The organism is Lacipirellulaceae bacterium (genome assembly GCA_040218535.1).
Lineage (GTDB): Bacteria > Planctomycetota > Planctomycetia > Pirellulales > Lacipirellulaceae > Adhaeretor.
Window position 1 is genome coordinate 135,391 of sequence record JAVJRG010000009.1, and the last position, 11,961, is coordinate 147,351.

The following is an 11,961-nucleotide window of genomic DNA, read 5'->3' on the forward strand; positions in this document are numbered from 1 at the left end:
AACAATTCACATCCGGCTGATTTTTATCTTGATTTCCCCCCGAAACGCTAGCCCCCCCAAATCTAGAGCCCCCCCAAATGAAGACCCATCAAGTACGAGTGAGCCCCTCAGCAGAGCATCTGCCCCGCGAGCAGCAACTTGCCTGGAAACTGGCCGAATTGGCAAGTGAGGACGTTGCCGTTGACCCGGAAGCCGCGGAAATGGTGGCCAATCGGGTGATCGACAATGCGGCGGTCGCCATTGCCGCGGTGAATCGCCCGCCGGTGGCCCATGCCCGTGCTCAAGCGCTTGCTCATCCCCGGAGCGATGGCCGAAGCGGTGCATGTCTGTTCGGGATCGACAACACCCAGCACTTTGACGCGGAGTGGGCCGCTTGGGCGAATGGCACTGCCGTGCGCGAACTCGACATGCACGACACTTTTCTGGCGGCTGACTATTCTCACCCTGGTGACAACATCCCTCCATTACTGGCGGTTGCTCAACAGTGCGGTTGCGATGGTGCCGCTTTGGTTCGCGGGCTAATCGCGGCGTACGAGATTCATGTCACGCTGGTGAAAGGCATCTGCCTCCACAAACACAAGAAAGATCACATTGCGCACCTCTGCCCGGCGCAAGCGGCAGGGATTGGGGCGATGCTCGGATTGCCCACCGAAACCATCTACCAAGCAATCCAACAGGCGGTGCATGTCTCGTTTTCAACCCGCCAATCACGTAAGGGTGAAATCTCCAGTTGGAAAGCCTACGCCCCTGCCCACGCTGGCAAGCTCGCAATTGAAGCCGTGGACCGCGCCATGCGTGGCGAAGGCAGCCCTTCGCCCATCTACGAAGGTGAGGACAGCGTGCTTGCCTACATGCTCGACGGCAAGCAGTCCAATTATAAAGTGCCGCTACCAGAAAGAGGAGAACCGAGAACTGCGATCCTTGAAACCTACACCAAAGAGCACTCTGCGGAGTACCAAGCGCAGGCCCTCATCGACTTGGCTTTCAAATTACGCGAGAAGATCACCGACTGGGAATCGATCAAGCGCGTCACGATTCACACAAGTCACCACACGCACTACGTGATTGGCACGGGAGCGGGTGATCCCCAAAAGTCCGATCCAAACGCTTCACGCGAAACGCTCGATCACAGCATCATGTACATCTTCACCGTTGCGCTGCAGGATGGCCGTTGGCACCATGTGGATAGCTACACACCAGAACGTGCGAGCAGGCCCGACACGGTAAGCCTTTGGCAAAAGATCGAAACGCGCGAAGACCCACACTGGACCGAGCGGTACCACGCGATTGATCCCAAAGAAAAAGCCTTTGGCGGGCGTGTCGAAATCGAATTCGAGAACGGCGAGAAACTCGTCGATGAGTTGGCCGTTGCGAACGCGCATTGCTACGGCGCGAAACCGTTCGGACGTGCGGACTACATCAACAAATTTGGTACACTAACCGAAGGCTCGATCGAATCCGCTGAGCAGACACGCTTCCTTCAGCTTTGCCAGCGATTGCCCGAGCTTACCGCGGAAGAGATTCGACAACTCAACGTCCAACTCGATCCCGATTCGCTAACGCACGCTGAGCGTGACGCGAAAGGAATTTTTTGATGTCTGCAGCGAAGAAGACCGCCGACGAAAAACGCAGAGGGTTCCGACAGAAGCTAGCGAGTGGCGAGCTGCTGCGATTTCCCGGTGCGTTTTCACCGTTGGTGGCCATGCTGATCGAGGAGATCGGCTTCGAAGGCGTTTACATCTCGGGCGCCGCTCTCTCGGCGGACCTTGGGTTGCCCGACATCGGGCTAACAACGCTGACCGAAGTCACTGAGCGTTCGCAAGCAATCGCCCGCATGACTGCGCTTCCTGTGATCGTTGACATCGACACGGGGTTCGGCGAGCCGGCAAATGTCGTTCGCACCGTCGAGTCAATGGAAGCCGCCGGGTTATGCGGTTGCCATCTCGAAGACCAGCAATTTCCCAAACGGTGCGGTCATCTCGACAACAAACAATTGGTGCCCGCCGACGAGATGGTCCGCAAAGTGAAAGCGGCCTTTGAGGCCAAAACTGACGAGAACTTTTTGATCATCGCCCGCACCGACGCCCGCGGCGTGGAAGGACTCGACGCGGCAATCGAGCGAGCAAAGCAGTATATCGACGCAGGCGCGGAGATGATCTTCCCCGAAGCCCTCAAAGACGAGAAAGAATTCGCCGTATTCCGTGAAGCGGTTGATGTCCCTCTGATGGCTAATATGACGGAGTTTGGCAAGTCGGCATTACTTACGACTGAACAGCTTTCCAATCTCGGCTACAACTTGGTGATCTATCCCGTCACGGCATTACGGCTTGCCATGCAGGCAATTGAGTCGGGCTTTCGCAAGTTGGCCGAAGAAGGAACCCAGCAGTCAATCGTCGAAAACATGCAAACCCGTGCTCGGCTCTACGAGTTATTGAAGTACCAATCCTACGCTGAGATTGATCAGGAACTGTTCAACTTCAAGCTTTAGAATGTGTTTGAAATTCGGGAACCGACCGCGAAGCGGTACCTTAAGTTCCCTCTCCCGCTTTCGGGAGAGGGTTAGGGTGAGGGCAATAAATCAATAACAGCCGAAATTAAGTTTCTCCAACGAGTTACCCATGTCAGCACCTGACCGATTCGTCGCCAAGAAAGGCCTGGAGGGCGTCGTCTTCGACACGACCGCCGTCTCGCACGTTCTCCCTGAGCAAAAGTCGCTCTATTACCGCGGCTATCCCGTGCACGAGTTGGCTGAAAATTGCGAGTTCGAAGAAGTTGCCTACCTCTTGCTCTACGGTGAATTGCCGACGCAGTCGCAGCTTACTGACTTTAGCGAGCAGGAGCGAAGCTCGCGCAGTTTGAGCGAAGGGCTACAGAAAGTCATCGAACAGTTCCCAGCCGACGGCCACCCCATGGATGCCGTGAGGACGGGAGTCAGCTACTTGGGGATGGAACCAGATTTCGCCGGCGCTGACACGCCTGAGTCCGCCATCCGAAAAGGGATTGGACTCATCGCGAAGATTCCAAGTATCATCGCCACCGCTCAACGCGTGCGGCGCAACCAAGAACCGATCGCTCCGCGAGACGACCTTTCCATCGCAGCCAACTTCTTCCACATGTGCCAAGGCGAAGTTCCTGAGCCCGAGTTGGTGAAAGCGTTCGACGGAGCCATGACGCTCTACGCGGAACACGGCTTCAACGCATCGACCTTCACCGCGCGGGTCATCGTTTCCACGCTTTCCGACTTGTGCGGAGCGGTCAGTGGCGCGATTGCCGCGCTCAAGGGTTCTTTGCACGGCGGCGCCAACGAAGCGGTGATGCATCTGCTCGAAGAGATCGTCTCCGAAGAGCGTGCCCTGCCCTGGCTCGAAGAAGCGCTCGCCAGCAAACGCAAAATCATGGGCTTCGGCCACCGCGTTTATCGCAACGGCGACTCTCGCGTCCCCACGATGAGCAAGTACCGCGATCAGCTCGCTGAACTCAAGGGCGGCCAGAAGTGGCTAGAGATATCCCGCATCCTCGAAACGGAAATGGTCGCTCGCAAGAACATCCACCCCAACCTCGATTTCCCCGCCGGCCCGGCGTACTACCTCATGGGTTTCGAGATTGATCTGTTCACGCCCATCTTCGTCATGGCTCGCGTCGCCGGGTGGACGGCTCATGTGGCGGAGCAACTCACGGAGAATCGACTCGTTCGACCACTTGCAGATTATGTGGGGGCGGAGCCGCGGTCGGTAGTGGAGATTGGTGCGCGAGGTTAGTTGACGAAATAGCTCAAGGTCAATCGATCTCCGGGACACCACTGCTGTGGGAGTTGCTAGTCCGCAGAGAAGTTAAGCCAGAGAAGCTGTGGAAGAAATCTCTAAGTGGTTGTATTGGAGGTGAGCATGGGAATTCATGAAGCAGAGGCCGCGATGCTGAAGCTTGAATCGGCGAAATGCTCGTTTGATTATGGCAGGACCGCGTACTATCGCGAGAAAGTCCGAGACTTTGTCGAAAGCAAGAATGCGTCTTTTCCTGGTACGCCAGTATTTTACGATTTGTCTCAGGGAAGAACTGAGTTGCCAAAACATCTTGGTGACCGGATCGAACAATGGATGGCGAACCATCCCAATTACTCACCATACATGAGAACGTTTGCAAGAAACTACCTGATTAGCCTACTGGATGACGAGTGCGATGCGACTGTGTATGGTCACCTTACTGAATGCGCCTGCGAAGGAGGCGATTTTTATTTGGAGACTGGTGTGATCTACTTGCGCGATGTAACAGCAGTTTCGACGATTGGCTGAAGCTTTTAGGTCTGTGATTGAAATCGTCGGCTGCCACCTCTAAGGCCTCCTCACTCACCACCCTTCCGAAGCGCCCGGCCCGCAGTAACTCTAGTCAGCTTGCCGTCATCAATTGCTAACTGGCCGTTGACCAAGACGAACTTCACCCCCGTGGAGACTTCAAAGGGCGACTGATACGTTGCCCGATCGCGAAACTCGTCGGGAGCGAATACGACGACGTCGGCGTAAGTGCCCGGCTTGAGTGTGCCGCGATCACTGAGGCCGAGGATCTCGGCGGGCAAACTGGTCGAGCTGCGGATCGCCTGTTCCATCGTGACGACTTGCTCTTCTAAGGCGAACCGCCCAATTTTTCTTGGGAAGGTACCAAAGCTGCGCGGGTGAGGGTTGGTGCCGTCGGCGATCTTCACGCTTCCATCCGAGGCCGTCGCGACCCAGGGCAACGTCATGGCGTAGTAAAGGTCGCGATCGTCCATGCTGAAACTCACGCCTTGTTGGTCACTCGATCGTAGAATGTCGATCGCCACCTCTACGGGCTCGCGTTTCTCTTCCTTGGCAATTTCGCTGATCAACTTACCAACCCACTCGGGATGTTCCGGGCAACTGGCGACCATGATGGGGCCACGGCCTTCGAGGGCATCGCTGATGAGCTGGCGGAGGCGTTGGTTTTCTGCGGGATCATCCAGCTTTTTTCTGATCGCAGCGTTTCCGCCTTCCCGCTCTTTATCGGGGAGCAACATCGCACTAATCGAAGTACTGCTGGCGTTGTAGGGATATTGATCGGCAGTAACGCGAAGACCCTCGTCACGTGCTTCATTGATAAGTGCCGCCGCCGCGCGCAACTTGCCCCAGTTTCGTTTCTGGCTCGCCTTGAGGTGCGAAATGTGAACGGGGAGATCAGCGCCTCGTCCTATGTCGAGCGCCTCCTGAATGGCTTCAAGCAGTTGGTCCCCTTCGTTACGCATGTGGCTGGCGTAGATGCCACCTTCCTCGCCAACCGCTTTGGCGATGGCGATCAGCTCGTCGGTGGTGGCGAAGCTGCCCGGCACGTATTGCAGCCCCGTCGACATGCCCCACGCGCCGGCTTGCATGCCTTGCCGTGCTAGTTCCTGCATCTTGGCAAGCTCTTTGTCGGTGGGAGCCCGTCGTGACTGACCAATCACTTTATCACGCAACGAGCCTTGGGGAATGAGATGGGCCACATTGACGCCGGCCGGTTTTTGCTGGATCGCTTGATAATACTCCTCAACATCAACCGCTCCACCTCCGCAATTGCCAGTGACAATGGTGGTGCAGCCTTGCGTCAGGTAGCAGGCGGCCTCGCGCAGACCGTCAGCCACGATACGCCTTGACTTCTTGTCAGCGCCCTTGCTGCCCTGGGAGTCGTCGCCAATCATCGCATCGCTGTGATTGTGTAAATCGATAAACCCAGGCGCGACGACCAGCCCCTGGCAGTCGATCGTGCGATCGATGTCCCCACGCTCAAACTGACCAACGGCAACGATCCTGTCACCGGCAATCGCCACATCGCCCCGCTTACCGTCACTTCCCGTCCCGTCGACGATCAGGCCATTTTCGAGCAAAACATCCGCGTCAACTTTCGCATGAGCTTGCCCGAGGATGCTAAGAGAGAAGACAACTTGTAACGCGAAGACGACAAGCTTCGCTTTAGACGATTGAAGGACGTAAGAAAGCATCACTGATTCCCTGCAAAGTGAGAAAGTTGACTTCCACACCAACATTCTAAACTTCTGTGAAAAGCAGAAGAACTACGCGTTGCGCATTTCTCTCTCGGAAGCACGATCAAAAGCGGCGTCAGTAAATCTCTGATCTGCTAGGTTCTAGGATATCGTCCTCCCACCGTTCACACTGATAGTCGCCCCGGTGACGAACCGCGCCTCTTCGCTCGCCAAATAGGCAACCGCGGTTGCCACATCTTGCGGCTCGCCAAAGCGTTTCATGGGGGCTGATTGAAGGTACTCCTGCTTGTCTTGCTCAGTGGCTTCTTCATGTCGTTCGACGGGGATCCAGCCGGGGGCGACCATGTTTACCGTAATGCCGTCACCTGCAAGCTCCGCGGCATTGCTCTTGGCGAGACCAATCTGCCCGCCTTTCGCCGAGACATACGGGCAGAACTCGGGCCACGCTCCCGCGAATACTTCGCTGGTGATGTGGATGATACGGCCCCATTGTTGCTCGCGCATGTGCGGCAAGCACGCTTTGGTCAGCAGGAACGGACTCTTCATAAAAAAGTCCACCATGCTCTGGAAGAAATCCCAGTCGTAGTCTTCGATTTTCTTCAGAGGCTGATCGCAAGTTGCGTTGGGGACCAGGATATCGACGGGACCGATCCTTTTCCCAATTTGCTCAATCAACTGCATGACGGATGCCTCATCAGTCACGTCGGCTTGCACCAGACAATGCTCGCCGCCGATAGCTTCTAGCTCCGCAAACGCGGCTCTGGCGGTTTCCTCGCTGTGCGAAAAATTCATGGCGACTCGCGCTCCTTGCCTCGCGAGGTGCAAAGCGATCTGCTTGCCGAGTCCACGTGTACTACCAGTTACTAATGCCGTCCGATCAGCAAGTTGTAAAGACTGCGTGCTTCCTGACATCTGGATTAGGTCCTCCTCGCAGGGAAACTAAGAGATCAACTCATGGATCGGCTCGACGTCTTCGACCCCAACCAGTTTCTGATCCAACCCGTTGTAGAAGTACGTGAGATTATTCGGGTCGAGCCCCAGTTGCTCCAGGACCGTTGCGTGTAGCTCCTTCACGGTGGTCGGTCGCTCAACCGCACGGCTGCCGAGTTCGTCGGTGGTTCCCAGCGACACGCCCCCTTTGATGCCGCCGCCTGCCATCCACATCGTGAAGCCGTAACTGTTGTGATCGCGACCGGTTCCTTTCGAGTACTCCGCCGTTGGTTGGCGACCGAATTCTCCTCCCCAGAGGACCAGAGTTTCTTCCAACATGCCGCGCTGCTTCAGATCGCGAAGTAATGCTGCGATTGGCCGGTCAGTCTCGCCCGCATGGAGCTCGTGATTATGCACCAAGTCACCGTGGGCGTCCCAGTTGTAGTCGATGTGGTTGCCTCCGGAGTAGAGCTGGATAAATCGCACGCCACGTTCGACTAACCGCCGGGCAAGCAAACACTGCGAGCCAAAATGATGCGTCCGCTCTCCTCCGATCCCATACATATCGAGCGTCGCTTGAGTTTCTTGAGTTAGATCAACGGCTTCTGGAGCCGACATTTGCATCTTAAAGGCCAGCTCGTAGCTGGCGATCCGGGCAGCCAGGCCGTCGTTGCTCGCTCGACTGGCGGCGTGTCGCTCGTTGATCGTGGCCAACGTGTCGAGCATGTCACGCTGCATCTCGCGCGTGGTCCCCGGCGGACGGGCCAGATCGAGCACCGGGGAACCTTCGTGACGGAAGGTCGCCCCCTGGTAGGTCGCGGGCATGTAGCCGCTGGACCAATTCTTTGCCCCCGAGATCGGCCCGCCGGAGGGGTCGAGCATGACAACAAACCCGGGCAAGTTTTCATTAGCGCTTCCCAGTCCGTAGTTGACCCAAGACCCCATCGCAGGGCTGCCGGAGATGAGCTTGCCGGAGTTCATCATCAGCATCGCCGAACCGTGGATTGGTGAGTCAGCCGTCATGGAATGGATGAAGGCAATATCATCAACGCACTTCCCGACGTTGGGGAACAGATCGCTAACCCACTTGCCACACTCACCGTACTGGTGGAACTTCCAACGCGGTTCGACGATCCGGCCTTGGTTTTTCTTCCCGCCGCGTCCGAAAGTCTTCACGTCGACGGTTTTATTGTCCATTCCCTGCATGTCTGGCTTGTAATCGAACGTGTCGATGTGGCTCGGCCCGCCATACATAAACAGAAAGATAACACTCTTGGCTTTCGCGATCCGCGGAGCAGGCTTGGGAGCGAGCGGATTGATGAACCGTTCGGCTCCCTTGGCTTGGTTGAAGAGGTGATCCCCGGCCAGCATCCCCGTCAGTGCCGTGGCACCAAAGCCCGCGCCGGTCTGCCAGAGAAACTCGCGACGGGTTCGATTGCAAAAGTTTTTCATTGTGGTGCTTGGTTAGTCGAGAAATACGAACTCATTCAAGTTCAAAACCATCAGGCAGAACTGCTGAAGTGCTGCTTGTTCGCTCAAACCGTGCTGACTCTGGTAGCGTGCCATCAGCGACAAGCCATCTTGAATCGTCTGCTCGTCGGGCTCGCGTTGCAATGCAAGCCGAAAAGCGTAAGCCACTTGTTCGGCCTGATCCTTACCGGCGTCACTAGTCACTCGCTTCGCGAAATGAGCAGACTGAGCCTGCAAGAATTCGCTATGTAGCAGATTGAGCGCCTGAGCCGCCTGCGTAGTGTTAAAACGCGTCTCACAGCTTGTGTCGGTTTCCGGGAAATCAAACGCGGCCAATTCGGGTGGGATAAGGCTGCGTTTGATGTGGATGTAGATACTTCGCCGTGCCTGCTCGCGCGGGGAGGATTCGCCCCAGTCCGCGCCGGGGCGGCTTTGTGTGGCACGGACTTCCGCTGAAAGTTTCGGGTAAATGCTCGGCCCGTACATTTTCAGATTCAATTGCCCGGAAACAGCGAGCACCGAATCGCGAATTTCCTCAGCAGTCAGCCGTCGCATGTCGAATCGCCAGAAGAGATCGTTCTCAGGATCGGCTGCCGCGGCGGTCGGGTTTTCGACGTAGGCCATCCGGTAGGTGTTGGAGGTGAGAATCAAGCGGTGCAGCTTTTTTAAGCTCCAACGGTTGTCGACTAACCAGCAGGCCAGCCAATCCAACAGCTCCGGGTGAGTTGGTTCCGTTCCGAAATAACCATAGTTGTTGGAGCTGCGCACGATGCCCCGACCAAAGTGATGCTGCCAGACACGATTGACGATCACTCGACTCGCCAACATGTTGTCGGGGTGAGTTATCCATTCCGCAAGAATCCGCCGTCGTGGGGCTGCGGGCACTTCCAAGGCCGTGACAAGCCCCGACGGAGCTTCGCCGAACACGTCTGGATAGTGAGGCTCGACCTGCTCGCCCAGCGCATGTGGATTGCCACGCAGCATGACGTGGGTGGGCGGGGGATCGGAGATCGTTTCCGCGAGCGAGAGCACCCATTCCGGCTTGGGTAGCTTGCTAATCTGCTTATTGAGTCGCTGCAATTCGCTGACCATCGTTTGGTACTGGGCAAGTTCGTTGGCAGACAGCACTTGCGGAAGCTTTTCCTTCAGAACTTTCGCCCTGCCCTTCCCTTCCGTGCGAACCTGATCGGCCGACGTCAACTTCTTGATGGCCGTTTGCTCAAACTGTCGCTTCGCCTTTCTGACGACGTTTCGCTTCAGCTCAAAAGCCTGGCGCGAAATCCCGACCGAGTCGGTCGCCAAATTCCTTAGACTGTAGAGTTTGGGATCGCGGTTGTCGGGCAAAGCGTACGGAGTAACATCCGCAAAAAACGCCAGCATGCCGTAGTAGTCCGTTTGAGGGATCGGATCGATCTTATGATCATGGCAGCGAGCGCATCCGATGGTGAGCCCCAAGAAAGCCTGGCTCGTAGTCGAGAGAATATTGTCGAGATCGTCGTACTTCGCCTGCAACGGGTCAGCCGGTTCGTCGTCCCAAGTCCCTAGACGATAGAAACCGGTTGCCGTGATGCTTTCGGTCGTCGGGGGGGCAAGCTGATCACCGGCAAGCTGCTCAAGGACGAATTGATCGTAAGGTCTGTCTTCGTTGAAAGCACGAATCACGTAGTCTCGATACTTCCAGACATACGGCTTGGGCGCATCGCGCTCGAAGCTGTTACTCTCGCCGTAGCGGACGACATCCAACCAATGCCGAGCCCATTTCTCTCCGTAGTGAGGCGAGGCGAGAAGGTCATTGACAAGACGCTCATACGCGTCAGGGCGATCATCGTTCGAAAAGGTGCGCAACTGCTCGGGCGTCGGAGGGAGGCCGATCACATCGTAATAGAGTCGCCGAGCGAGCACTTGCTTTTTCGCTCGATAAGCGGGAGTTAGTCCTTGGCTTTCGAGCTTCGCCAGAATGAAGTCATCAATTGGATTGGCGACCCAAGTTTCATTCTGAACTGCAGGGACCTCATGCTTCTTGGGCGGTACGAAGGCCCAATGCTCAGCGGCGAAACTCGCTCGCGATTCCAGGAGAATGAAAGTGACTAGTACAACGCAAAAAAGCGGCGAATTTCTGCAGCGATGTCGAGCCCCCCTGAGCATCCTTCCATGATAAACGATTGCCGACCAAACGAAAAACAGTTCAGAAGCCGTTCGAGCGAATCACGTTTCGGTACCAATAAGCAGAGTTCTTCAGAGTCCGCTTCTGCGAGTGGAAATCAACGTGCACCAGCCCAAACCGCTTGCCGTAGCCTTCCGCCCATTCAAAGTTGTCTAATAGTGACCAGTGAAAATAGCCTCGCACGTCGACGCCCTCTTCGATTGCACGACTCAAGTGCCGCAGGTGCCGGCGGGTGTAGTCGATGCGTTGTGGGTCGTGAACTTTGCCATCCTCGGCGACCCAATCGATATTCGCCATGCCGTTTTCGGTAATAATGATGGGCGTCTGGTAACGCTCAGCATGGAATCTCACGCCCCAGTACAACGAGTCTTCCACAACAGGCCAGTCGAAAGCAGATCGTGGCGTTCCGACCGCAAATGGTCTCTCACGTGCCGCACCTGAGTCATCGACCTCCACCGGTTGTGCCGTGTAGATATTGAGCCCGAGAAAATCGACCGGCTGAGCGATCGCCTCCATTTCGCTCGGCGTAAATTTGGGCACGTCTTTGCCGTACCGTTGCAGTCCGGCGTCGGGATACTGCCCGAAAAAGACCGGATCGTTGAACCAAGTGTTGTTCCAAAGCGTGCGATCAGGAACATCCATCGTCGCACGCTTGGCAGCCTCGATCGTGGCAGCCTTCACGTCTGCAGGGAATTTCGCAATGCCGACCGGTGCCCAGCCCACTATCGGAGTGGACTTCGCTCTTTCGCGTATCACTTCGACGGCTCGCCCATGCGCTAGCAAGGAGTGATGGGCGGCCAGCAATTGATCCGCTAGTGGCAATTCGTTACCAGGTGCGTTGGTCCCGTTGCCGTGGCCAAAGTGCAAGAAGCATTGCGGCTCGTTCAGGGTGATCCAATGTCGAACGCGATCCGAGAGCCGTTCAACAACCAATCGCGTATAGCCTGCGAACCAGTCAACAGTCTTGGGATTGAGCCAACCTCCCTGCTCGTACAGCGTCTGAGGGTAGTCCCAGTGGAAAAGCGTGATCCACGGCTGAATATTTGCTTCCAGCAATGCGTCGACTAGCCTGTCGTAGAACGCAAGACCCGCTTCATTCACTTCACCAACACCCGTGGGCAACACTCGCGACCAGCTCACCGAGAAACGATAAGCCTGCAGACCGATTCTCTTCATCAGGGCAACATCTTCGCGAAAGCGCTTCACGTGATCGCAAGCCACGTCGCCAGTCTCTCCATAGCGAATCTTGCCTTCAGTTTGGCAGAACGTATCCCAGACACTCGCTGCCCTACCCTCCTCTTTGGCCGAACCTTCGATCTGATAGGCACTGGTCCCAGCTCCCCAGAGAAAGTCGCTCGGAAAGTTCACTTTGGATGGCGACTGCTCAATGATCATAAAGTGAACCTTGAGA

General features: G+C 56.3%; 9 protein-coding genes. 4 read left to right on the top strand and 5 right to left on the bottom strand.

What is annotated here, in order from left to right; translation table 11 throughout:
* Positions 1-77 precede the first annotated feature (77 nt).
* The 4 genes from RIB44_11550 to RIB44_11565 all read left to right on the top strand — a co-directional run bounded on the left by RIB44_11550 (position 78) and on the right by RIB44_11565 (position 4,289).
* Complete coding sequence (locus RIB44_11550; protein ID MEQ8617221.1) at positions 78-1,595, top strand: MmgE/PrpD family protein; 1,518 nt, start codon at positions 78-80, stop codon at positions 1,593-1,595.
* Complete coding sequence (gene prpB, locus RIB44_11555) at positions 1,595-2,488, top strand: methylisocitrate lyase (GenBank protein ID MEQ8617222.1); 894 nt, start codon at positions 1,595-1,597, stop codon at positions 2,486-2,488. Before RIB44_11550 ends, prpB begins: the two co-directional genes overlap by 1 nt.
* Before the next feature lie 130 nt (positions 2,489-2,618).
* Positions 2,619-3,758 carry a bifunctional 2-methylcitrate synthase/citrate synthase gene (locus RIB44_11560; GenBank protein ID MEQ8617223.1) on the top strand — a complete coding sequence of 380 codons (1,140 nt, stop codon included), beginning with the start codon at positions 2,619-2,621 and terminating at the stop codon, positions 3,756-3,758.
* A gap of 126 nt (positions 3,759-3,884) precedes the next feature.
* Complete coding sequence (locus RIB44_11565; protein ID MEQ8617224.1) at positions 3,885-4,289, top strand: hypothetical protein; 405 nt, start codon at positions 3,885-3,887, stop codon at positions 4,287-4,289.
* A gap of 50 nt (positions 4,290-4,339) precedes the next feature.
* On the opposite strand, the gene RIB44_11570 is transcribed toward RIB44_11565, so the two are convergent.
* From RIB44_11570 to RIB44_11590, 5 genes are all read right to left on the bottom strand, one after another.
* The gene (locus RIB44_11570) at positions 4,340-5,983 is read right to left on the bottom strand and encodes a D-aminoacylase (protein ID MEQ8617225.1); all 1,644 of its coding nucleotides are present in this window, start codon (positions 5,981-5,983) and stop codon (positions 4,340-4,342) included.
* Between the two features lie 144 nt (positions 5,984-6,127).
* On the bottom strand, positions 6,128-6,898 hold the full coding sequence (locus RIB44_11575) for an SDR family NAD(P)-dependent oxidoreductase (protein MEQ8617226.1): 771 nt from the start codon (positions 6,896-6,898) through the stop codon (positions 6,128-6,130).
* Between the two features lie 27 nt (positions 6,899-6,925).
* Entirely contained in the window at positions 6,926-8,368 is a 1,443-nt protein-coding gene (locus tag RIB44_11580) for a DUF1501 domain-containing protein (protein ID MEQ8617227.1), read from the bottom strand.
* Between the two features lie 12 nt (positions 8,369-8,380).
* On the bottom strand, positions 8,381-10,531 hold the full coding sequence (locus RIB44_11585; GenBank protein MEQ8617228.1) for a DUF1549 and DUF1553 domain-containing protein: 2,151 nt from the start codon (positions 10,529-10,531) through the stop codon (positions 8,381-8,383).
* 40 nt (positions 10,532-10,571) lie between these two features.
* Entirely contained in the window at positions 10,572-11,945 is a 1,374-nt protein-coding gene (locus RIB44_11590) for a GH1 family beta-glucosidase (protein ID MEQ8617229.1), read from the bottom strand.
* Positions 11,946-11,961: the final 16 nt, after the last annotated feature.

Excerpts from the sequence above, each read along its gene's own strand:
- RIB44_11575 (MEQ8617226.1), bottom strand. The coding sequence starts at position 6,898 with ATGTCAGGAAGCACGCAGTCTTTACAACTTGCTGATCGGACGGCATTA.
- RIB44_11565 (MEQ8617224.1), top strand. The coding sequence starts at position 3,885 with ATGGGAATTCATGAAGCAGAGGCCGCGATGCTGAAGCTTGAATCGGCG.
- RIB44_11585 (MEQ8617228.1), bottom strand. The coding sequence starts at position 10,531 with ATGCTCAGGGGGGCTCGACATCGCTGCAGAAATTCGCCGCTTTTTTGC.
- RIB44_11560 (MEQ8617223.1), top strand. The coding sequence starts at position 2,619 with ATGTCAGCACCTGACCGATTCGTCGCCAAGAAAGGCCTGGAGGGCGTC.
- RIB44_11580 (MEQ8617227.1), bottom strand. The coding sequence starts at position 8,368 with ATGAAAAACTTTTGCAATCGAACCCGTCGCGAGTTTCTCTGGCAGACC.
- RIB44_11570 (MEQ8617225.1), bottom strand. The coding sequence starts at position 5,983 with ATGCTTTCTTACGTCCTTCAATCGTCTAAAGCGAAGCTTGTCGTCTTC.
- RIB44_11550 (MEQ8617221.1), top strand. The coding sequence starts at position 78 with ATGAAGACCCATCAAGTACGAGTGAGCCCCTCAGCAGAGCATCTGCCC.
- RIB44_11590 (MEQ8617229.1), bottom strand. The coding sequence starts at position 11,945 with ATGATCATTGAGCAGTCGCCATCCAAAGTGAACTTTCCGAGCGACTTT.
- prpB (MEQ8617222.1), top strand. The coding sequence starts at position 1,595 with ATGTCTGCAGCGAAGAAGACCGCCGACGAAAAACGCAGAGGGTTCCGA.